This window comes from Pseudomonas sp. 58 R 3, assembly GCF_900006605.1.
In the GTDB taxonomy this organism is placed as follows: domain Bacteria; phylum Pseudomonadota; class Gammaproteobacteria; order Pseudomonadales; family Pseudomonadaceae; genus Aquipseudomonas; species Aquipseudomonas salomonii.
Genome location: NZ_CVTT01000059.1, coordinates 248,214 through 270,558, shown reverse-complemented (window position 1 = coordinate 270,558; position 22,345 = coordinate 248,214). Strand labels below are relative to the sequence as shown.

General features: G+C 60.1%; 22 protein-coding genes. 11 read left to right on the top strand and 11 right to left on the bottom strand.

The features are described 5' to 3' along the window. Positions 1-80 precede the first annotated feature (80 nt). The 9 genes from BFP92_RS17820 to BFP92_RS17780 form a co-directional block, all read right to left on the bottom strand. Positions 81-1,427, bottom strand: coding sequence for a carbohydrate porin (locus BFP92_RS17820; protein ID WP_065930480.1), 1,347 nt, complete (start codon positions 1,425-1,427; stop codon positions 81-83). Positions 1,428-1,511: 84 nt separating this feature from the next. Continuing rightward, positions 1,512-2,672 carry an ABC transporter ATP-binding protein gene (gene ugpC / locus BFP92_RS17815; protein ID WP_065930479.1) on the bottom strand — a complete coding sequence of 387 codons (1,161 nt, stop codon included), beginning with the start codon at positions 2,670-2,672 and terminating at the stop codon, positions 1,512-1,514. Between the two features lie 2 nt (positions 2,673-2,674). Continuing rightward, a complete protein-coding gene (locus BFP92_RS17810; protein ID WP_058421424.1) occupies positions 2,675-3,520 on the bottom strand; it encodes a carbohydrate ABC transporter permease in 846 nt (281 codons plus the stop codon). After that, entirely contained in the window at positions 3,513-4,421 is a 909-nt protein-coding gene (locus BFP92_RS17805) for a carbohydrate ABC transporter permease (RefSeq protein ID WP_017139183.1), read from the bottom strand. Before BFP92_RS17805 ends, BFP92_RS17810 begins: the two co-directional genes overlap by 8 nt. A gap of 92 nt (positions 4,422-4,513) precedes the next feature. Next, positions 4,514-5,800, bottom strand: a complete 1,287-nt coding sequence (locus BFP92_RS17800; protein WP_056858626.1) for an ABC transporter substrate-binding protein — start codon at positions 5,798-5,800, stop codon at positions 4,514-4,516. Between the two features lie 104 nt (positions 5,801-5,904). Further along, positions 5,905-7,164, bottom strand: coding sequence for a D-mannose isomerase (locus BFP92_RS17795; RefSeq protein ID WP_065930478.1), 1,260 nt, complete (start codon positions 7,162-7,164; stop codon positions 5,905-5,907). Between the two features lie 205 nt (positions 7,165-7,369). Next, complete coding sequence (locus BFP92_RS17790) at positions 7,370-8,194, bottom strand: ATPase (RefSeq protein ID WP_065930477.1); 825 nt, start codon at positions 8,192-8,194, stop codon at positions 7,370-7,372. Positions 8,195-8,321: 127 nt separating this feature from the next. Continuing rightward, positions 8,322-9,320, bottom strand: coding sequence for an NAD-dependent epimerase/dehydratase family protein (locus tag BFP92_RS17785; RefSeq protein WP_065930476.1), 999 nt, complete (start codon positions 9,318-9,320; stop codon positions 8,322-8,324). Positions 9,321-9,372: 52 nt separating this feature from the next. Next, on the bottom strand, positions 9,373-10,266 hold the full coding sequence (locus BFP92_RS17780) for a LysR family transcriptional regulator ArgP (RefSeq protein ID WP_065930475.1): 894 nt from the start codon (positions 10,264-10,266) through the stop codon (positions 9,373-9,375). Between the two features lie 99 nt (positions 10,267-10,365). On the opposite strand from BFP92_RS17780, the gene BFP92_RS17775 reads away from it, so the two are divergent. From BFP92_RS17775 to BFP92_RS17745, 7 genes are all read left to right on the top strand, one after another. Continuing rightward, positions 10,366-10,767 carry an ACT domain-containing protein gene (locus tag BFP92_RS17775; RefSeq protein WP_065930474.1) on the top strand — a complete coding sequence of 134 codons (402 nt, stop codon included), beginning with the start codon at positions 10,366-10,368 and terminating at the stop codon, positions 10,765-10,767. 5 nt (positions 10,768-10,772) lie between these two features. Next, positions 10,773-11,375, top strand: a complete 603-nt coding sequence (locus BFP92_RS17770; protein WP_056858652.1) for a LysE/ArgO family amino acid transporter — start codon at positions 10,773-10,775, stop codon at positions 11,373-11,375. 175 nt (positions 11,376-11,550) lie between these two features. Next, positions 11,551-12,147, top strand: coding sequence for a superoxide dismutase (locus BFP92_RS17765; RefSeq protein WP_043049045.1), 597 nt, complete (start codon positions 11,551-11,553; stop codon positions 12,145-12,147). A 187-nt stretch (positions 12,148-12,334) separates the two neighbouring features. After that, positions 12,335-12,595, top strand: a complete 261-nt coding sequence (locus BFP92_RS17760) for a hypothetical protein (protein WP_139114082.1) — start codon at positions 12,335-12,337, stop codon at positions 12,593-12,595. Between the two features lie 218 nt (positions 12,596-12,813). Then, on the top strand, positions 12,814-14,865 hold the full coding sequence (locus tag BFP92_RS17755) for a putative bifunctional diguanylate cyclase/phosphodiesterase (protein ID WP_065930472.1): 2,052 nt from the start codon (positions 12,814-12,816) through the stop codon (positions 14,863-14,865). Between the two features lie 127 nt (positions 14,866-14,992). Continuing rightward, positions 14,993-16,336 (top strand): imelysin family protein, encoded by a 1,344-nt coding sequence (locus BFP92_RS17750; protein ID WP_058421418.1) that lies wholly within the window; start codon positions 14,993-14,995, stop codon positions 16,334-16,336. A gap of 249 nt (positions 16,337-16,585) precedes the next feature. After that, positions 16,586-18,040 (top strand): TrkH family potassium uptake protein, encoded by a 1,455-nt coding sequence (locus BFP92_RS17745; protein WP_065930471.1) that lies wholly within the window; start codon positions 16,586-16,588, stop codon positions 18,038-18,040. On the opposite strand, the gene BFP92_RS17740 is transcribed toward BFP92_RS17745, so the two are convergent. Then, the gene (locus BFP92_RS17740; RefSeq protein WP_065930470.1) at positions 17,997-19,055 is read right to left on the bottom strand and encodes an AraC family transcriptional regulator; all 1,059 of its coding nucleotides are present in this window, start codon (positions 19,053-19,055) and stop codon (positions 17,997-17,999) included. The genes BFP92_RS17745 and BFP92_RS17740 overlap by 44 nt on opposite strands. 161 nt (positions 19,056-19,216) lie before the next feature. Here BFP92_RS17740 and BFP92_RS17735 point away from each other — a divergent pair, with 161 nt between their 5' ends. The 3 genes from BFP92_RS17735 (at position 19,217) to BFP92_RS17725 (ending at position 21,499) form a co-directional block, all read left to right on the top strand. Next, positions 19,217-19,528: an Mpo1-like protein gene (locus BFP92_RS17735; protein WP_058421416.1), complete on the top strand. Its 312-nt coding sequence runs from the start codon at positions 19,217-19,219 to the stop codon at positions 19,526-19,528. Positions 19,529-20,015: 487 nt separating this feature from the next. Continuing rightward, on the top strand, positions 20,016-20,198 hold the full coding sequence (locus BFP92_RS17730) for a hypothetical protein (protein WP_065930469.1): 183 nt from the start codon (positions 20,016-20,018) through the stop codon (positions 20,196-20,198). Positions 20,199-20,302: 104 nt separating this feature from the next. Next, positions 20,303-21,499: an MFS transporter gene (locus BFP92_RS17725; RefSeq protein ID WP_065930468.1), complete on the top strand. Its 1,197-nt coding sequence runs from the start codon at positions 20,303-20,305 to the stop codon at positions 21,497-21,499. On the opposite strand, the gene arfB is transcribed toward BFP92_RS17725, so the two are convergent. After that, positions 21,496-21,909 carry an alternative ribosome rescue aminoacyl-tRNA hydrolase ArfB gene (gene arfB / locus BFP92_RS17720; protein WP_016975416.1) on the bottom strand — a complete coding sequence of 138 codons (414 nt, stop codon included), beginning with the start codon at positions 21,907-21,909 and terminating at the stop codon, positions 21,496-21,498. The two genes, BFP92_RS17725 and arfB, sit on opposite strands and share 4 nt — an antisense overlap. Positions 21,910-21,966: 57 nt before the next feature. Between arfB and BFP92_RS17715 the strand changes: the two genes are divergently transcribed. After that, complete coding sequence (locus BFP92_RS17715) at positions 21,967-22,344, top strand: cytochrome c (RefSeq protein WP_058422262.1); 378 nt, start codon at positions 21,967-21,969, stop codon at positions 22,342-22,344. Position 22,345: the final 1 nt, after the last annotated feature.

The following is a 22,345-nucleotide window of genomic DNA, read 5'->3' as shown; positions in this document are numbered from 1 at the left end:
TGCAGTGCTGCCCAAAAAAAGCGGGTAGCCATGGCTACCCGCAAAATGCGCACAGAGAGAAGGAGCTTATCGCAACAGCGTTAGAACGTAGACTGAATTTTCAGGCCCGCTACCAGCGCGTTGTCGACTTCTTTTACACCGCCCGGGTTTTTGACGTATTGCAGGTTCGGGCGTACGGTCAGCCAGTTGGTGACGTGGAAACCGTAGTTGAGTTCGACGTTGTACTCGGTGTTACGCAGCGGGGCGAAACCCGCCTGGTCGTAATCGGTAAAACCGCCTGAAGCATTGAGCAGTTCAGCGGTTTTCTTCACGTCGCTGTTGGCATGGATACGCGAAACACCGATACCCACGTCATCTTTGGCACGTGCGTCAAATGGCCCTTTATACACAAGCATCAGCGACTGGTAGTTGTCGACCAGGTTGGTGTCTTTGTCGTGGAAGGTCACGTTGGCCGCGATGTTCAAGCCGCGCGAAGCATCGCCATTGTGAGTGGTGAGTTGCTGTTGCAGAACGCCCCAGTAACCGCTTTTGCTGCTGCGAACCCGGAAGGCTGCGCCGGTGGTGCCAGCATCGTTACCGTTGACGTCTTCACGTACGTCGGTAGCGTCGGCGGTGCTCTTGTAGTAACCCACACGGTATTCGCCTGGCAGGCCATTGACCTTCGGCGACCAAACCAATTCCACCGGCAATACGGTGCCCTTGGTGCCGCTGCCGCTGAGTTTGAAGCCGTTGCCGTGTTCCAGCTGCGACGGGTTCTGGTTGTATGCACCGATTTGCGCATACAGCTCAGGCGTGATGTTGTACTTCACGCGGATCGCCGCCTGGCTGACCGGCCAGTTGTACCAGGTGTTGACGTAGTTACCGACTTGCGAGCCGCAGAACGACAGGTTCTGGAAGTCGCACGGGAAGGTGTTGAAGTCTTCGCCTTCGCCGAAGTAACCGAGTTTCACGTCCAACTTGTTGTCGAACATCTGGTGCTGGATCCAGAACTGGGTCAGACGCACCATGTGGCCACGGCCATCGACTTCTTGAGACGAACTCAAGGTGCCGGCACGCGGGTCACCAATACGGTCATTGGAGATGTTCGCACCGTTACGATTGGTCAACTGGATCTTGGCCTGGGTGTTATCCCAGCCCCACAGCTTTTGCAGATCCAGCGCTACGCCCAGACCAAACTGGTCAGCGTAACGAGCAGTTTTGTCGTTGTTGTAGCCACCGTGCAGGTTGCCACCGACTTCCCCTACGTAGTCAGCCTTGATGTCGATACCTTGCTCGATCAGCTTGGTACGCTCGCCACCCCAATCGCCGGTCATCCACTTGGAATCGGCGCTGAATGCATCGGCCGCCATCGCATTGGCGGACAATACCAGGGCTGCTGCTGCTGACAGTTGGCAGATCAGCCGAGTGTTGTTGTGTTGCTTTTTCATCCCTACATCCTCGTCTTTATTGTTATTAAACTGTTTTTATCTAACGCGGGTTACATTTTTATCTAAAACAATAACTTATCTGCTTCAGCGGCCTTTGAATTGGGCCACATTGTCGGCATGCCCGTGTGCAGGCAATGAGGCAGCAGTGCCCAGGCGTTCGCCGGTTTTGGCGTCGAACAGCAAGACCTTGGACGGGTCGAATTGCAGGGTCAGCGTCTCGCCCACCTGCGGTGCCACATCGGGCGCCAGGCGGCAGCAGACTTTGGTGTCGTTAAGCTGCACGAACACCAGGGTGTCCGGGCCGGTTGGCTCGGTAACCTGGACTTCGGCACGAATGCTCGAAGCACTGTCGCTGTCGCTGGTCGCCAACATGATCTGCTCCGGGCGCAGGCCCAGGATCACATCGCGGTCTTCCAGGCCGGCATCGCTGACGTTAAGTGCCAACTCGCAACGCGCCTGGCCACTGTCGAGCAGCGCCACCAGACGACCGTCCTTGCGCTGCAGGCGCAGTGGGACGAAGTTCATCGGCGGCGAGCCGATAAAGCTCGCCACGAACTGGTTGGCCGGGTTGGTGTAGATGTCTTTGGGCGTGCCGAACTGCTGAATGATGCCATCCTTCATGACCGCCACTTTGTCGCCCAGGGTCATCGCTTCGATCTGGTCGTGGGTGACGTACACCGTGGTGGTTTTCAGACGCTGGTGCATCAGTTTCATTTCGGTGCGCATCTCGACGCGCAGTTTGGCGTCGAGGTTGGACAGCGGTTCGTCGAACAGGTAGATCTTCGGCCGCCGTGCCAGGGCGCGGCCCATGGCCACACGCTGTTGCTGGCCACCGGAAAGCTGGCCCGGCTTGCGATTAAGCAGGTGCTCGATCTGCAGCAGCTTGGCCACCCGCGCTACTTCAGCGTCGATATCGGCCTGGGGCATCTTGCGGATCTTGAGGCCGAACTCGATGTTCTCGCGCACGCTCATGGTCGGGTACAGCGCGTAGGACTGGAACACCATGGCGATGTCACGGTCCTTGGGGCTCATGCCGCTCACGTCCTGGTCGCCGATCATGATGGCGCCGCCGGTGATGGTCTCAAGGCCGGCGATGCAGTTCATCAAGGTCGATTTACCGCAACCCGAAGGGCCGACCAGAATCAGGAACTCGCCCTCTTTGATCGACAGTTCGATGTTCTTCAAGGTGTCGGGCAGGCCGGCGCCATAGGTCTTGTTTACATTGCGAAGTTCAAGCGTAGCCATGATTACCCCTTGACCGCGCCGGCCGTGAGGCCGCGCACGAAATACTTGCCTGCGATCACATAGACCAGCAGGGTCGGCAGCCCGGCGATCATCGCCGCCGCCATATCCACGTTATATTCCTTGGCCCCGGTGCTGGTGTTGACCAGGTTGTTCAGCGCCACCGTAATGGGCTGCGAGTCGCCGCTGGAGAACACCACACCAAACAGGAAGTCGTTCCAGATCTGGGTGAACTGCCAGATCAGGCAGACCATGATGATCGGCGTCGACATCGGCAGAATGATCTGACGGAAGATGGTGAAGAAACCTGCACCGTCCAGCCGTGCCGCCTTGATCAGCGCGTCAGGAATGCTCACGTAGTAATTACGGAAAAACAGTGTAGTAAACGCCAACCCGTAGACCACGTGCACAAACACCAGGCCCGTGGTGGTACTGGCCAGGCCCATCTTGCCGAGGGTGAACGATGCCGGCAGCAGCACGGTCTGGAACGGCAGGAAGCAGCCGAACAACAGCAGGCCGAAGAACAGCTGCGAGCCTTTGAAGCGCCAGAACGACAGCACATAGCCGTTCAACGCGCCGATGGCGGTGGAGATCAGTACCGCCGGAACGGTGATCTTGATCGAGTTCCAGAAGTAACCGTCAACCGTGGCCCAGGCCTTGACCCAGCCGATGCCGGTGACGACGGTCGGCCAGCTCAGCAGGTTGCCGGTGCTGATGTCTTCCGGGGTTTTGAAGCTGGTCAGCAGCATCACCACCAGCGGCACCAGGTACAGCAGCACGGCGAGGATCAGCACCGCGTAGATCGCGATGCGACTCAGGCTGATGGCAGGTTTGGAGGCGAGACTAGTCATTGCGCTTGGTCCTCAGCTCGGAATACAGGTAAGGCACGATGATCGCGAGGATCGCGCCGAGCATCAGGATTGCACTGGCCGAGCCCATGCCCATCTGGCCACGGCTGAAGGTGAACGAGTACATGAACATTGCCGGCAAATCGGACGAGTAGCCCGGGCCGCCGGCAGTCATGGCCGCTACCAGGTCGAAGCTCTTGATCGCGATGTGCGCGAGGATCATCACCGCACTGAAGAACACCGGGCGCAGGCTAGGCAGCACCACGCTCCAGTAGATACGCGGCAGGCTGGCACCGTCGATCTGGGCGGCGCGCACGATCGACTGATCAACGCCACGCAGGCCGGCCAGGAACATCGCCATGATGAAGCCCGAGGCTTGCCACACAGCGGCAATCACCAGGCAGTACACCACGCGGTCGGGGTCGATCAGCCAGTCGAGACGGAAGCCTTCCCAGCCCCAGTCACGCAGAAGTTTGTCCAGGCCCATGCCCGGGTTGAGCAGCCATTTCCACGCCGTACCGGTCACGATCATTGAGAGCGCCATCGGGTACAGGTAAATGGTGCGGATAAAACCTTCGCGGCGGATCTTCTGGTCGAGGAAAATCGCCAGCGTCACGCCGATCACCAAAGTGATGCCGATAAACATCCCGCCGAACAGCGCCAGGTTCTTGCTCGCCACCCACCAACGGTCGTTGTCGAACAACCGCGCGTATTGCGCAAGACCGGCCCATTTGTAGCTGGGCAGGAACGTGGACGTGGTGAACGACAGCACGAATGTCCACAGGATGTAGCCGTAGAAGCCCACCAGTACGATGAACATGCTCGGTGCCAGCACCAGTTTAGGTAGCCAGCGCTGCAGCGCATCGAACGGCGAGGCCTTGCTGAACACAGCAACAGAACTCATGGGAAAATCCAGTACAGGGAAAAAAGACTACAGAAGCAAGCCTTGTGAGGGGTCAGGGGGTTTCCCCTCACAAGGACCAGCCGTGCTAACCGTTACTTGGCAGACTTGATCGCAGCGCCGAGTTTCTTGGCGGTGTCGGCCGGGTCGGCTTTCGGGTCGTTGATGTAGTTGGTCACGACATCAAAGAACGCGCCTTGTACCGCCAGGGTAGTGGCCATGTTGTGGGCCATACTTGGCTGCAGGCCACCGGATTTGGCGTCCGCCAGGAAGTCTTTGGCAGCGGTCTGAGCGCAGGAGTCGAAACCGAGCTTGTCCATTTCATTGAGCATGTCGGTACGAACCGGGATCGAGCCTTTGTTGATGCTGAAGACTTTCTGGAAGTTTTCACCCAACACGACTTTGGCGATGTCCTTCTGACCTTCCTGGGTGCCTTTGTCTTTAACCTTGAACACCGCCAGGGAGTCGATGTTGTAGGTAAAGGCTTTGTCGGTGCCCGGGAAAGCTACGCACTCGTAGTCTTTGCCGGCGACTTTCTTGGCGGCAGTCCACTCGGACTTGGCCCAGTCACCCATGATCTGCATGCCGGCCTTGCCGTTGATGACTTTGCCGGCTTCCAGATTCCAGTCCTGGCCTTTGCCGTCGACGTCCATATAGGTCGCGACCTTTTTCAGCTCAGTCAGGGCCTTGACCATTTGCGGGCCGGTCAGCGCGTCGTTATCCAGGTCAACCAGGGCTTTCTTGTAGCCATCAGCCCCCATCACCGACAGTACGACCGCTTCGAATACGGTGCTGTCCTGCCAAGGCTGGCCACCGTGGGCGAGCGGGATGAAGCCTGCGGCTTTTAGCTTGTCGCCGGCTGCGTAGAATTCTTCGAGGGTGGTCGGGTTTTTGGTGATACCGGCTTTCTTGAAGACTTCCGGGTTGATCCACAGCCAGTTAACGCGGTGAATGTTGACCGGTACGGCAACGTAGTTACCTTCGTACTTCACGGTATCGGAGACTTTTTTGTCGAGCAGCGAGTCCCACTTTTCTTCTTTGGCGACGTCTTTGAGCACGTCGGTGTCGAGCAAGCCAGTAGACGCCCATTCCTGGATGTCCGGGCCTTTGATCTGGGCAACGCCGGGCGGGTTACCCGCGACTGCGCGGCTTTTCAGCACAGTCATTGCAGTGGCGCCACCGCCACCGGCGACGGCACCGTCTTTCCAGACGAAGCCATCTTTCTCAACTTGAGCCTTCAGTACGTCCACTGCTGCTTTTTCACCGCCGGAGGTCCACCAATGCACAACTTCAACCGTCCCTTTCGAGTCGGCGGCAAATGCACTGAGGGGAAACAACGAGGCAATGGAAATAGCAACGGCGAGGCGATTAATCGCGTTCATCTGAATACCTTTTCTTGTTGTTATGCATGCAAGTCTAGAGCTTGCGCTGCACGGAGTTTAAACATGGATTTTTAGCGCGCAGGTAACAAAGGGACGTACAAATGTCACCACTTGGTGACATAACGCCCTTGGCCCAACGCACTGGTCATACTCGGTGCCAAGGGCAGTACAGGCAGTACGACCGCTTGCCAGGCATGGTACAGGTCCGGCTTGCCACCCCAGATCTTGCTGCTGGGCTGGTTGTGCGGGCTGAGTTCGTGGTGCCAGCTGCCGTTGATACGGTCGATAAAGTGGCTTTCACAAAACTCCCAGAAGCGCCGGTACCAGGTTTCGTAATGCAGCTCGCCGGTGCGTTTGAGCAAGGTCTGGGCCGCCGCGCTGGCTTCGGCGTGGGTCCAGTGCAAGCGCTCGCGCACCACTGGCTGATGCTTCCAGTCCAGGGTGTAGACAATGCCGGGCGCGCCGTCCACGGCCCAGGCGTACTCGCAGGCGCTGGCGAACAGGCCACGGGCGTCGGTCACCAGCCAGTCCGGTGTGGCCAGCCCGGCTTGCAGGCGTGCGGCTTCCAGGTGCAGTACCAACCGTGCCCATTCGAAACCGTGGCCGGGGGTGATGCCATACGGGCGGAAACCATCGGCGGGGTTGTCTTCGTTGTAGCCGAGCAAGGGTTGCCAGTGGGTGTCGAAATGCTCGATCACCATGAACTGGTTGCCGGCAGCGTGAGTGTGGATAACGCGCTCGACAATGCGCAGCGCGCGGTCCAGCCAGCGTGTTTCACCGGTGACATCGGCCAGTGCCAGGAAGGCTTCGGTGGCGTGCATATTGCTGTTGGCGCCGCGATACGCTTCGACGCCGCTCCAGTCCTGGGCGAAGGACTCGAGCATCACGCCCTCCTCCTCGCTCCAGAAGAACTGGTCGATGATATGCACGGCGTCGTTAAGCAGGTTTTGCGCTCCGGGCGCGCCGGCCACTACGGCAGAGCTGGCAGCCAGGGCAACAAAAGCATGCAGGTAAGCGGCTTTGCCACGGTTGCCATCCAGGGCGTTGGGCGCGGCGAACCAGCCGCCGTGCTCACTGTCGCGCAAGGGGCCACTGAGGGCGGCAACACCATGGGCAATCAGGTCGGCATAACCCGGCAAACCCATGGCGTGGGCCATGGCAAAGCTGTGGGTCATGCGCGCAGTGTTCATGGTTTCGGCGTGGGCGTCGGCCGGCAGTTGGCCTTGGTCGTCAAGGTTGCCGAAGCCGTCCGGCAGACGTGAAGCTTTGGCGAACGCCAGCAGGCGTTGGCCTTCACTGGCGAGCCAGGCGTGATGGGCAGGTGCGTTCAGCCAACTGCTGGCAGGCAGTGGTTGCATGGTCATGGGTAGCCCTTTTTAGTTTTTGTGGGATGACCGAAGTCTAAACAAGGGCGCGATGGGGGCAAGTAACGAAGGGGAGGGGAAATGTCACAAGGCTGTGACATTGATCGTTCCCACGCTCTGCGTGGTAATGCAGCCTGTGGCGCTCTGCGCCACAGCGGGACGCGGAGCGTCCATGGCGGCATTCCCACGCAGAGCGTGGGAACGATCATTGGCCCAGCGGGGTGACCCGCGCGGGCGCGTTGAGCTTTTGGTTCAGGTTCTGCACCTGGCTCTGCAAGGTGGTGATATTGCGCGTGGTCTGGATGCGGAACACGTCAAACTCTTTATTGGTTGGCGCATCACTGTTGGCGGGCTGGTTTTCCTGCGCGCTTTTAAGCACTAGCAGGTCTTGTTCCAGGCGAGCGATGGCTGCGCTCGGGTTGCCTTGTTTCTTCAGGGCAGCCACGTCAGCGGACAGGTCCTTGATGTCACCCTGCGCCGCCTTGAGCGTGGCCACGGCCTCGGTCAGCGCCTGCACCTGGCCCTGGAGTTTGGCGTTCGCGATCGACAGCTCGGTGGTGCTGGCGCTCATCTGTGCAAGGCGTTGGTCGAGTTCAGTCGCCTGCCCGGCCACGCCGACTTGCTGCTTGCCTTGCTCCAGCAATTGGGTTTCCAACTGCTTGATCTGCGCCTTGAGGGCTTCGCTGCCGTTGTTCACATTGGCTTCGCTGGCCACTACCTTGCCGGAAATGTCCTGCAGGCGCCCCGCCGCTTCTTCGCTGATGCGCGCAAAGCTTTCCTGGGTGGCGACCAACTGCTGGCCCATCAGGGAAATCTGCTGGAAACTCCACCAGGCAAGCCCGGCGAAGGCGATCAGCAGCGCGCCGACCAGGGCCCACAGTGGGCCGGTGCTGGCGCTCTTGACCTTGACCACCTTGGTTGTGCGCGAGCGCACGGAGGTGGCGGGAGTGGGCTCGAAATCATCATCGTCCCCGATGTCGGCCCGCAGGCTGGGAACGTTGTCGAAATCGTCTTTGGCATCGTTACGCATGAATCAACCCTGAATCGGTGAGATGGCGACCGCAATAGCCGAGCGAGCGGAGTATAAACCCCGTTCGCGCCGCATTGGTCGACCCGGAAGCCTGAATTCGGTTCCCGATGTGTTGCTGGTTGTGAGCTTATTTCAGCCCCGGATCCTGAGCTTTCCACCAACTGCAGAACTCATCGAGCGCCGTCCACAGGCTGACCTTGGGCTCGTAGTCGAGATAATGCCTGGCGCGGCTGATGTCCAGGGTGAAATCTTTGTTCATCACCTGCGTGCCCAAACGCGACAACGACGGCTCCGGACGCCCCGGCCACATCGCACAGAATGCCTCGTTCAACGCCGCCACGCTGTAGGACAAACCGTAAGACCGGTGCCGAGTGACCTGGGGCATGTCCATCTGGCGCATCACGTAATTGACCACATCCCACACGGGCACCGGCGCGCCATTGCTGATGTTGTAGGCCTTGCCCAAGGCCGAGCCGGTGGCGAGCAAGCTGCTGAGCAGCGCCTCATTGAGGTTGTGCACGCTGGTGAAATCGACCTTGTTCAAACCATCGCCGACAATGGCCAGGCGATTTTTGCGCTGCATTTTAAGCAAGCGCGGGAAGATGCTCATGTCGCCGGCCCCGGTGACAAAACGCGGGCGCAGCGCGAGTACTTCAAGGCCGAACTCCTGGGCGCCGAACACCTTCTGTTCCGCCAGGTACTTGGTGGCGGCATACGGATGCTTGAAGCGCTTGGGCACTTGTTCCTCGGTCAGCCCCAGGTGATCGCGGCCATCAAAGTAGATCGACGGCGACGACAAGTGCACCAGGCGCCCGACACGCTCTTTAAGGCAGGCCTCGACGACGTTTTCGGTGACCAGCACATTGCCCTGATGGAAGTCCTGGTACTTGCCCCACAACCCGACGGCCCCGGCGCAATGCACCACGGCTTCGACATCGCGGCACAACTCGCGCACCAGGTCGGCATCATTGAGATCACCCTGGATAAACTCGGCGCCGCGCCTTACCAGGTGCTCCACACCTTCGGCGCGCCGCCCGTTGACCCGCACGTCCAGGCCCTGCTCCAGGGCGAAACGCGCAAAACGCCCGCCGATGAAGCCGCTTGCGCCGGTGACCAGAATTTTCATTTGTTACCCCATGTTCTTTCGTTTTTCATCGCTGTTGCCTTGACGCACGCCATCAGTCCAACGGCACCAACCATTGGCCACACGCCTGGGCCAAGTGATCGGTCAGCAACCCCAACAATTGCCCGCCACTGCGCCAATGATGCCAGTACAAGGGCACGTCGATGGGCTTATCTGGCAACAACTCGACCAACACGCCGGTTTGCAACTGGTCGCGCACCTGTAATTCCGGCACCAGGCCCCAGCCCAGCCCGGCTTCGGTCAGGCGAATAAAACCTTCGGAGGACGGGCACAAATGGTGCTCGAAACCGCCGTCCACGCCCAGCGATGCCAGGTAGCGGTGCTGCAGGAAATCATCCGGGCCGAACACCAACGCCGGCGTGCGTGCCAACTGATCGGCACGCACGCCTTCAGGAAAATGCCGCGTTATAAATGCAGGGCTGGCCAACGCACGGTAGCGCATGGCACCGAGCAACAGGCTGCGCGCCCCGGCCACCGGGCGTTCGCTGGCGCAGATACAGGCCGCCACTTCACCGGCGCGCATGCGTTTGAGGCCCACGGTCTGGTCTTCTACCACCAGGTCCAGCAACAAATGCTGCTCGGCGCAAAAGTCGCTGACGGCCTCGGCCCACCAGGTGGCGAGGCTGTCGGCGTTCAAGGCGATGCGCAGGCGCTCGGGCATGCCCTCCTCGTCCAGCGCCGGCACCTGGCTTTGCAGGTCACGCTCAAGCAAACGCACCTGTTGCACATGGTTAAGCAAACGCCGCCCGATGTCGGTGGGTGTCGGTGGCGTGGCCCGCACCAGCACCGGTTGGCCAATACGCGCCTCCAGTAACTTGATGCGCTGGGAAATCGCCGACTGCGAAAGCCCCAGCACCTGGGCGCCACGCTCGAAGCCGGCCTGCTCCACCACCGCCGCCAGGGCGGAAAGCAATTTATAGTCGAACATCAGTTTCTCTAATGAGCGATCAGCAATATTGGTTTTTCTTATACAGCCTGAGCCGGGAGAATGACCAGCATTGCTTCTCTTTATTAAAGGAACCCACACATGGCTGGCGAAACCGCGCTGACAACCCTGCTGCGCAGCATGAGCCCTCATCTGAACGAAGGCGACTACGTGTTCTGCACCCTGCCCGACTCACGTATCCCGGCAGGTTGCGAGATCCTCGGCAGCTTTCGCGAGCAGGAAGGTTTGACGCTGATTCTGGAGCGCAAGCAAGCGGAACACGCCGGGCTGGCCTTCGACTATGTGGCCGCCTGGATCACCCTGAATGTGCATTCGGCCCTTGAAGCCGTAGGCCTGACGGCGGCGTTCGCCAGTGCGCTGGGCAGCGCAGGCATCAGTTGCAACGTGATTGCCGGGTTTTATCACGACCACCTGTTCGTCGGCCGCGCCGATGCCGAGCGGGCCATGGAAGTATTACGCCAACTGGCAGCAAACGCGGAGTAATGACCATGTGGCAAAGCTACGTAAACGGGCTGCTGGTAGCGCTCGGCCTGATCATGGCGATCGGCACCCAGAACGCGTTCGTATTGGCGCAAAGCCTGCGCCGTGAACATCACTTGCCGGTGGCGGCGCTGTGCATCGTGTGTGATGCAATTCTGGTGGCGCTCGGGGTATTTGGCCTGGCTACCGTGCTGGCGCAAAACCCGCTGCTGCTGGCGATTGCCCGCTGGGGCGGCGCGGCGTTCCTATTGTGGTACGGCACTTTGGCGTTGCGTCGGGCGTGTTCCCGGCAAAGCCTGGAACAAGGCGCCAACCTCAAGGTGCGCTCATTGCGCGCCGTGTTGCTCAGTGCCTTGGCGGTAACGCTGCTCAACCCCCATGTGTACCTGGATACCGTGCTGCTGATCGGCTCACTGGGCGCGCAACAGACCGAGCCCGGCGCGTATGTCGCCGGTGCTGCCAGCGCTTCGTTCCTGTGGTTCGCCACCCTGGCACTCGGCGCGGCATGGTTGGCGCCCTGGCTGGCGCGCCCGGCGACCTGGCGCCTGCTCGACCTTCTGGTGGCGGTGATGATGTTCAGCGTGGCCTACCAATTGATCAGTGCCGGATGAATATTCCAAAACGCTCTGGAACCTCTATCCCACACAGTTGTTGCGTGGTTTTGCCGCACCCCCGGTGCTATGATCCGGACCCTGCGCCGCAAAGAGTACAAACTCCCCGGCGCTTGTTTGGCCGCCCGTGATCGGCCTTGCGCTCACCGCAACTGACCTGATTAGGAGAATCATCATGGCTTTCGAATTGCCGCCGCTGCCCTACGCACACGATGCCCTGCAGCCGCACATTTCCAAGGAAACCTTGGAATACCACCACGACAAGCACCACAACACCTATGTCGTGAACCTGAACAACCTGGTGCCTGGCACCGAGTTCGAAGGCAAGACCCTGGAAGAAATCGTCAAGTCTTCTTCGGGCGGCATCTTCAACAACGCCGCTCAGGTCTGGAACCACACGTTCTACTGGAACTGCCTGGCGCCAAACGCCGGTGGCCAACCGACCGGCGCGCTGGCTGAAGCCATCAATGCAGCCTTCGGTTCGTTCGACAAGTTCAAGGAAGAGTTCACCAAGACGTCCGTCGGCACCTTCGGTTCCGGTTGGGGCTGGCTGGTGAAAAAAGCTGACGGTTCCCTGGCCCTGGCCAGCACCATCGGCGCCGGCAACCCACTGACCAGCGGCGACACCCCGCTGCTGACCTGCGATGTCTGGGAACACGCCTACTACATCGACTACCGCAACGTGCGTCCAAAGTATGTGGAAGCGTTCTGGAACCTGGTCAACTGGAAGTTCGTGGCTGAGCAGTTTGAAGGCAAGGCCTTTACTGCATAAGTACTGCTTGCTGCAAGAGAAAGCCTGGCTATGTGCCGGGCTTTTTTGTGGGTTGTAAATTGTGCTCAGGTCCTTGGAACTCGGTGCGCAAATCTTGCCACGTAGTCAGTGAGGAATTCGCCTCTCTTACTTGTCGGGGATTTTACATTTGAGCATTGGAGCACTCGCCGGTCTCGCTGGTCCAGCCATGAGCCTTGTTGGCGAAGCATTAAAAATGGGTACTGAACTCGCTAAAATGGGTACTCAAATGGCCAAATCGCAATCGGGAAATAAAGAAGGTGGCGATAATAAAAAAGAAGACGGCTGCGAACAAAACAAAATCGCCCACCAGCATATGCACAACAAAAATCGTGTGGACTTCTCGGAGTCCAGTAGTAGCAGCAACAGCAGTAGCAGTTCGACAAACCACATCAATATCAGCGCCAACATCAGTTCCAAAGCGGCTTAAAGATTGATAGCGTCGGCCACAGGCGCCGCCTGTGCACCCGCAGCGCTGTATCAGGCAGGCGGATGCAAATCCGCCTTGCCACTCGCCCCGGATCCATCGTCCCGCCCCAAGTTCGTTCTCCCGCCAGCCGATACCCTAATGTTCCTTTGACTGCCCTCACCAGATTGCCAATACTCATGGCATATTGAGGCTACCCGCATGGAACAAGGAATAACCCTTTGAAGCTGGAACTCAAAAACAGCTTGTCGGTGAAGTTGCTCCGGGTTGTGCTGCTCTCGGCATTGATCGTGGGCGTGGCGCTGAGCGTTGCGCAGATCGTGTTTGATGCCTACAAGACGCGCCAGGCCGTGGCCGGTGACGCGCAGCGGATCCTCGACATGTTTCGCGACCCCTCGACCCAGGCCGTCTACAGCCTGGACCGCGAGATGGGCATGCAGGTCATCGAAGGCCTGTTTCAGGACGACGCCGTGCGCATGGCTTCCATCGGCCACCCCAACGAAACCATGCTGGCGGAAAAAAGCCGCGCCTTGCAGCAGTCCCCCACCCGCTGGTTGACCGACGCGATACTTGGCCAGGAACGCACCTTCACCACCGCACTGGTCGGCAAAGGCCCCTACAGCGAATATTACGGCGACCTGAGCATCACCCTCGACACTGCCACCTACGGCAAAGGGTTTATTGTCAGCTCGGTGATCATCTTTATTTCCGGCGTGCTGCGCGCCCTGGCCATGGGCCTGGTGCTGTACCTGGTGTATCACTGGCTGCTGACCAAGCCGTTGTCGCGGATTATCGAGCACTTGACCTCGATCAACCCCGACCGCCCCAGCGAACACAAGATCCCCCAGCTCAAGGGCCATGAGCGCAACGAACTGGGGCTGTGGATCAACACCGCCAACCAGTTGCTCGAGTCCATCGAACGCAATACGCACTTGCGGCACGAGGCGGAGTCGAGCCTGTTGCGCATGGCCCAGTACGACTTTCTTACCGGCCTGCCGAACCGTCAGAAGCTGCAGGAGCAATTGGACAAGATCCTCACCGACGCCGGCCGCCGGCAGCGCCGGGTGGCGGTGTTGTGCGTGGGGCTGGACGACTTCAAAAGCGTCAACGAACAGTTCACCTACCAGGCCGGCGACAAATTGTTGCTGGCCCTGGCCGACCGCCTGCGCGCCCACAGCGGCCGCCTCGGCGCCCTCGCCCGCTTGGGCGGCGACCAGTTTGCGCTGGTGCAGGCCGATATCGACCAGCCTTACGAAGCCGCCGAGCTGGCGCAAAGTATCCTTGATGACCTGGAAGCCGAATTCGCCCTCGACCAGGACCAGATTCGCCTGCGCGCCACCATCGGCATCACCCTGTTCCCGGAAGACGGCGACAGCACCGAAAAGCTGCTGCAAAAAGCCGAACAGACCATGACCCTGGCCAAGACCCGCTCGCGCAACCGCTATCAGTTCTATATCGCCAGTGTCGACAGCGAGATGCGCCGGCGTCGGGAACTGGAAAAAGACCTGCGCGATGCCCTGAGTCGCGAGCAGTTCCACTTGGTCTACCAACCGCAGATCAGCTACCTCGACCACCGCGTGGTGGGCGTAGAGGCATTGCTTCGCTGGCAGCACCCGGAACACGGCCTGGTGCCGCCGGACTTGTTCATCCCGCTGGCGGAGCAGAACGGCACCATTATTCCGATTGGCGAATGGGTGCTGGACCAGGCTTGCCGGCAGTTGCGTGAATGGCATGACCTGGGCTTCACCGAGCTGCGCATGGCGGTCAACCTGTCCACCGTGCAGTTGCACCACACCGAGTTGCCACGGGTGGTCAACAACCTGATGCAGATCTACCGCCTGCCGCCACGCAGCCTGGAACTGGAAGTGACCGAGACCGGCCTGATGGAAGACATCAGCACCGCCGCCCAGCACCTGCTGAGCCTGCGCCGCTCCGGGGCCTTGATCGCGATTGATGACTTCGGCACCGGCTATTCATCCCTCAGTTACCTGAAAAGCCTGCCGCTGGACAAGATCAAGATCGACAAGAGCTTCGTCCAGGACCTGCTGGATGATGATGACGACGCCACCATCGTGCGCGCCATCATCCAACTGGGCAAAAGCCTCGGCATGCAGGTGATTGCCGAAGGCGTGGAAACCGCCGAGCAGGAGGCCTATATCATTTCCGAAGGTTGCCATGAAGGCCAGGGCTACCATTACAGCAAACCGCTGCAGGCCCGTGAGCTGGCGGCGTTTTTGAAACAGTCCGAGCGCAACAACGCGGCGATTCTCTGAACCGATAAATCGATACCAAATATTTCCCTCGCATAAACCTTTACACAAAATGCAAATCTTTCGCATTATGTCGCAGTTTTTGCGCTTCCCCGCGCGCCCTATCAACAACCGAAGCAGGATGTTCGCCATGATTCGTATGCCCCTGGCCACCGCCAGTCTGCTGGCCATTGCCATTTCTCTCGCCGGTTGCGGCGAAGGTAAAGACAAGGCCGCCGCGCCTCAAGCGCCGACCCCGGCCGCCAGCACTACCGCTCCAGCGGCTGCCACGCCTGCCGGCCAGGTCGACGAAGCCGCTGCCAAGGCCGTTGTCGCGCATTACGCCGACATGGTGTTCGCGGTGTACAGCGACGCCGAATCCACCGCGAAGACCCTGCAAACCGCGATCGACACCTTCCTCGCCAACCCGAACGACGACACCCTCAAAGCGGCCCGTACCGCCTGGGTCGCCGCCCGTGTGCCGTACCTGCAGAGCGAAGTGTTCCGTTTCGGCAACACCATCATTGACGACTGGGAAGGCCAGGTGAACGCCTGGCCCCTGGACGAAGGCCTGATCGACTACGTAGACAAATCCTACGAGCACGCGCTGGGTAACCCGGGCGCCAATGCCAACATCATCGCCAACACCGAGATCCAGGTGGGCGAAGACAAGGTCGACGTCAAGGAAATCACCCCGGAAAAACTCGCCAGCCTCAATGAGCTGGGCGGCTCCGAAGCCAACGTCGCCACCGGCTACCACGCCATCGAGTTCCTGCTCTGGGGCCAGGACCTCAACGGCACCGGCCCAGGCGCGGGCAACCGCCCGGCGTCCGACTACATGACCGGCGACGGTGCCACCGGTGGCAACAACGAGCGCCGTCGCACTTACCTGCGCGCCGTGACTCAACTGCTGGTCAGCGACCTGGAAGAAATGGTCGGCAACTGGAAACCCAAGGTCGACGACAACTACCGCGCCACCCTGGAGGCAGAACCTGCCACCGACGGCCTGCGTAAAATGTTGTTCGGCATGGGCAGCCTGTCCCTGGGCGAGCTGGCCGGTGAACGCATGAAGGTTTCCCTGGAAGCCAACTCGCCGGAAGATGAACAGGATTGCTTCAGCGACAACACCCACAACTCGCACTTCTACGACGCCAAGGGCATCCGCAACGTCTACCTGGGCGAGTACACCCGCACCGACGGCACCAAGATGACCGGCGCAAGCCTGTCGTCGCTGGTGGCCAAGGCCGATCCAGCCGCCGACTCGGCGCTCAAGGCCGACCTGGCGTCGACCGAAGCGAAGATCCAGGTCATGGTTGACCAGGCCAACGCCGGTGAGCACTACGACCAACTGATCGCTGCCGGTAACGACAAAGGCAACCAGATCGTGCGTGACGCGATTGCCGCACTGGTCAAGCAGACCGGCGCGATCGAAACCGCCGCGGGCAAGCTGGGCATCAGCGACTTGAACCCGGACAACGCTGATCACGAGTTCTGATTGATCCTGCGCTGAACAAGGCGACCTTCGGGTCGCCTTTTTTGTGCGTTCTGCCGACCGCCCATGCTCCAAGGTGGGAGCTGGCTTGCCTGCGATAGCGGTGGGTCAGCAACAAAGTGGCTGGATGACAGATCGCCATCGCAGGCAAGCCAGCTCCCACAGTGGAACTGCATCGCGTCGGACACCCCGGTTTACAAGACCTGCACCGCAGGTAGAATGGCGCCACTCTCTCAAACCCGAGCTTTCTTCATGGCGTTGCCGACCCTACGCATCATCGGTTTCATCATCGGCATCTTCCTGATCACCCTCGCGATCGCCATGGTCGTCCCGATGGCCACCCTGGTGATCTTCGAACGCACCAGCGACCTGCCCTCGTTCCTGTGGGCCAGCATGATCACCTTCCTGGCCGGCCTGGCGCTGGTCATTCCTGGCCGCCCTGAACACGTGCACCTGCGCCCCCGGGACATGTACCTGCTGACCGTCACCAGCTGGCTGGTGGTGTGCATCTTCGCCGCGCTGCCGTTTTTGCTGACCCAGCACATCAGCTACACCGACTCGTTCTTTGAAAGCATGTCGGGCATCACCGCCACCGGCTCCACGGTACTGAGCGGGCTGGACAGCATGTCCCCCGGCATCCTGATGTGGCGCTCGCTGTTGCACTGGCTGGGCGGCATCGGCTTTATCGGCATGGCGGTAGCGATCCTGCCGCTGCTGCGCATTGGTGGCATGCGCCTGTTCCAGACCGAATCCTCGGACCGCTCGGAAAAGGTCATGCCGCGCTCGCACATGGTGGCGCGCCTGATCGTGGCGGCGTATGTCGGCATCACCATCCTGGGCAGCCTGGCGTTCTGGTGGGCCGGGATGGGCTTGTTTGATGCGATCAACCACGCGATGTCAGCAATTTCCACCGGCGGGTTTTCCACCTCCGATGAATCCCTGGCCCACTGGAAACAACCCGCGGTGCACTGGGTGGCGGTGGTGGTGATGATCCTCGGCAGCTTGCCGTTCACCCTGTATGTAGCCACATTGCGCGGCAACCGCCGGGCGCTGATCAAGGATCAGCAAGTGCAAGGCTTGCTCGGTTTGCTGATCGTGACTTGGCTGGTACTCGGCACCTGGTACTGGTGGACGACCAACCTGCACTGGCTGGATGCCCTGCGCCATGTCGCCCTGAACGTGACCTCGGTGGTGACCACGACCGGCTTTGCGCTGGGGGACTACAGCCTGTGGGGCAACTTCTCGCTGATGTTGTTCTTCTACCTGGGTTTTATCGGCGGCTGTTCGGGCTCGACGGCGGGCGGGATCAAGATCTTCCGCTTCCAGGTCGCCTATATCCTGCTCAAGGCCAACTTGAATCAGTTGATCCATCCACGCGCGGTGATCAAGCAGAAGTACAACGGCCACCGTCTCGACGAAGAGATCGTGCGCTCGATCCTGACCTTTTCGTTTTTCTTCGCTATCACCATCTGCGCCATCGCCCTGGCCCTGTCGCTGCTGGGGCTGGACTGGATGACCGCACTGACCGGTGCCGCCAGCACCGTGTCCGGCGTCGGCCCCGGCCTTGGCGAAACCATCGGCCCGGCCGGTAACTTCGCCAGCCTGCCGGATGCGGCCAAGTGGATCTTGTCATTGGGCATGTTGCTGGGCAGGTTGGAGATTATTACCGTGTTTGTTCTGTGCATTCCGGCGTTTTGGCGCCACTGACCGTCGATGCCTGCAGCAACCGCGCCCGGTATTCGCCGGGCGTGACGTCGAACCAGCGGCGGAACGCGCGGAAGAAATTGCTCGGGTCGGCAAAGCCCAACAGGTAGGCGATTTCCAGCAAGGTCATGCTCGGCTGCGCCAGGTACTGCTCGGCAAGCTCGCGGCGCGTATCGTCGAGCAACGTCTGGAAACTGGTGCCCTCCTCCTGCAAACGCCGCTGCAACGTGCGCTGGGACAGGTGCAGGGTTTGCGCCACCACTTCACGCTTGGGCTCGCCCTGGGGCAGCAGGCGGCACAGCACCTGGCGCGCCTTGTGGGTCACGCGGCTCTCGGAAAACCGTGCCAGGTATTCGCCGGCAAATCGATCATGCAGCAACGCCATGGCTTCATTGGCGGTGGGCAGCGGCGCATCCATGTCGGCCTGCTCGAAAATCAGCGCATCGTAAGGCGCATTGAACTCCATCGGCGCGTGGAAGGCCTGCTTATAGGGCGCAAGGTCAGCCGGTTGATCGCCTTGCAGCACCACCTTGCGCGGCTGCAGGGTGCGGCCGGTCAGCCAGCCGCACAAGGCCAGGGCACTGGCCAACGAGGCTTCGGCGCTTTGCCGGGTAGGCGGCAGGTGATCGCCATGCACCGTCAGAATCAGCGCATAGCCTTCAGGTAACAGGCGAAAACTCAAGTCGGCGCTTTCGGCGATGATGCGCTGGTAACGCACCAGGCGCATAAAACCTTCGGCCAGGGTGTTGCTGGACATCAAGGCGTAACCAGCCACATGAAACGACGCCGGGCGCACCACCTTGCCCATGTTCAAGCCGATCGCGGGGTTGCCTGACAACTCGACGGCGCGCTGCCACAGCCGGGTCATGGAGTCTTGCGCAAAACGTGCGTCAGGGTCACTGAGGGCGGCGTAGTCCAGGCCCAACTGCTTGAACAGGACACGGCAATCCAGGCCGTCCATTTCCAACGCTTTGACGATACCCATTGCCCAGCTTGCAGAAGTTGTTCGTTCGCTCATGGCGTCTTCTTGAAAAAGGCAGGCTTAAACGGCAGCCAGGAAGCCAAGGATACTAAAGTGGCATCTATTGTCACTGGCTGTTACCACTGATCACTCTAGACTCAAATAAGCTCCCCGCCGAACACCTGTTGGGCGGCATCACCAGCCCAGGGCCGATCACTGTGGAAAACGTCAAGAAATTCAACAGCTTCGCTGAGTTTTACCCTTATTACCTGAGTGAGCACGCCGACAGCACCTGCCGGCGACTGCACTTTATCGGCACCACCCTGGTGATTGGGATTCTGGCTTATGCCATTGGCCGTGGCTCATTGGGTTTGTTGCTGGCCCTGCCGGTCGCCGGGTACACCTTTGCCTGGATCGGGCACTTCTTCTTCGAAAAGAACCGGCCGGCGACGTTTCAACATCCGTTTTACAGTTTGCTGGGGGATTTTGTGATGTATCGCGACATGATTTTGGGGAAGGTGCCTTTTTGAGGTGTCTCTTTACCGCGGCCTGGTAGCCGACCTGAGTGGTTGGATCTAAAGCGAAAAGCGGATTTGTATCCACTGAAGATGTGCTTTTCTGTGGGAGCTGGCTTCGCTGTTGCGCCGGCCCTTACCCAGCCTGCGACCCCATGCCACTTGCGTACGATAATTAAAATTCGTGCATCCACCCACATAAAATTCTTTTTGTCATTTTCAGTGCTGTATCCTGCCAAGGCTTTTTGAGAGCGCGGAATCACCTGCGATTGATAAAACAGATCTTGCGAGGAGCGACGACGATGCACGAGATACCTAATCTCCCCTTCCCAAGCCTGCACCCAACTGAGCAGCCAACACCGCAGCAGGCCAGTGATAAACAGCCTGAGGCCAAAGAAGCAAAACCAGTCGACAGCAAGCGCCAGGACTGACGCCGTACCAGACCGTGTGGAAAGCGCACTTCAAGCGCTTTCCACACTGCCTGAATCACCGAGACCCCGCCATGACCGACACCCTCCCCGACACCCCGGACGCCGCAGTACTGGACGCTGCCTTGCAGATGATCGAAGTCTGGAACCGCCTCAGCGCCGACAAACAAGCCCTGTTGCTCAAGCGTTTCGGTACCCAGGAAAACGCCCTGGCCGCCCTGGTGACCACGCAAATGCTGGCAACGCCTCAAGCCTGAGGTGTTTTTGATCTGAAGTTTTTGCAGTTTTGCCGCCCCGCCCGGCCCCAGCGCCGGTATCATTAGCAGCCTATCTTTACCTGCTGCGACAGTGGACCTCTCCCATGCCAGATACCCAGCGCCCCATGGCGGTCACGCTGCAAGTCGTTTCCATCGTGCTGTTTACCTTCATCGGCTACCTCAACATCGGCATTCCCCTGGCCGTATTGCCAGGTTACGTGCACAGCCAACTGGGCTATGGCGCGGTCATCGCGGGCTTGGTGATCAGCGTGCAATACCTGGCCACCCTGCTGAGCCGTCCGTATGCCGGCAAAATCATCGATAACCTGGGCAGCAAGCGCGCGGTGCTGATCGGCCTGGTCGGTTGCGGCCTGAGCGGCGTATTCATGTTGCTGGCGGCGTGGTTTTCCAGCCTGCCGGGCGTCAGCCTGATCAGCCTGCTGATTGGCCGGCTGGTGCTGGGCAGCGCGGAAAGCCTGGTGGGCTCCGGCGCCATCGGCTGGGGCATCGGCCGGGTCGGCGCCGCCAACACGGCCAAGGTTATCTCGTGGAATGGCATCGCCAGCTATGGTGCGCTGGCCATCGGTGCGCCGCTGGGTGTGCTGCTGGTCAGCCACTTGGGGCTGTGGAGCATGGGCGTCAGCATCATCCTGCTGGCGGTGCTCGGCGTGCTGCTGGCCTGGAACAAGGAAGCCGCGCCCATTGTGGCCGGCGTGCGCCTGCCCTTCATGAATGTGCTGGGCCGCGTGCTGCCACACGGCTGCGCCCTGGCATTGGGTTCGATCGGCTTTGGCACTATCGCGACGTTTATCACGCTGTATTACACCACCCAGGGTTGGGACAACGCGGTGTGGGCCTTGAGCCTGTTCGGCGCAAGTTTTATCGGCGCACGCCTGCTATTCGGCAATTTGATCAACCGGATTGGCGGCTTTCGTGTAGCAATTGCCTGCCTGTCGGTAGAAGCCCTCGGCCTGCTGCTGCTGTGGCTGGCACCCGACGCGCAATGGGCGCTGGCCGGTGCGGCGTTGAGCGGGTTTGGCTTTTCGCTGGTGTTTCCAGCTCTCGGCGTAGAAGCCGTCAACCTGGTGCCGGCCTCCAGCCGGGGCGCGGCGGTGGGGGCTTATTCGCTGTTTATCGACTTGTCGTTGGGTATCACCGGCCCACTGGCCGGGGCGGTGGCGGCAGGCTTCGGCTTTGCGTCGATCTTCCTGTTTGCTGCCCTGGCTGCCGTCGGCGGCTTACTGTTGAGTGTGTATTTGTACCGGCAAGCACCCAAGGCCCGCGAGGCCAGAGACGCCTAGAAGTCGACCTTGCCGCGCCCGGCCTTGATGCTGCCGCGCTTGGTCTTGGATTCCAGGCGACGCTTTTTCGAACCCAGGGTGGGTTTGGTCGGGCGGCGCTTTTTTTCGACCTTGGTGGCGCTGAGGATCAACTCCACCAGGCGCTCCAGCGCATCGGCACGGTTCTGTTCCTGAGTGCGGTACTGCTGAGCCTTGAGCACCAGCACGCCTTCACTGGTGATACGACTGTCACGCAGTGCCAGCAAACGCTCCTTGTAGAACTCCGGCAGCGATGAAGCCGGGATATCAAACCGCAGGTGCACCGCGCTCGACACCTTGTTGACGTTCTGCCCACCGGCGCCCTGGGCGCGAATGGCGGTCAACTCGATCTCGGCATCGGGCAGGTGCACGTTGTTGGAAATTACCAGCATCAATCAAAAACCTTAGGCAACGGGCGACAACCACAGAAACAACAAGGACGCAGGAACATGAAAAGGCTATTCATCACTGTGCTCGGCACTTTATCACTCATTCAAACGTCACTGTCCTTTGCGGACACTGCCAACGGCAAAAACCTGTATTCACAGCGATGCGCCATGTGCCACGGCCCAGACCTCAAGGCCAGCGGGCCATTGGCCAGGAAAAGCAGCCCGCCCACGCCGGACCTCACCACACCGGCTTTCAAAAAACGGCTGGCGGATTATCCGGGCGTGATTGTGTCTTCGGTGATCCTTCGCCCCAATGGCAACCTGATCCCCAAAACCCTGCAAGACAATGGTGTGAAGGTTGCGCCGCATGCCTGGAGCGTCAAGGATTTTCGCGACTTGAACGACTACATGAGTGGCGTTATTGCAAACAGCCGATAAA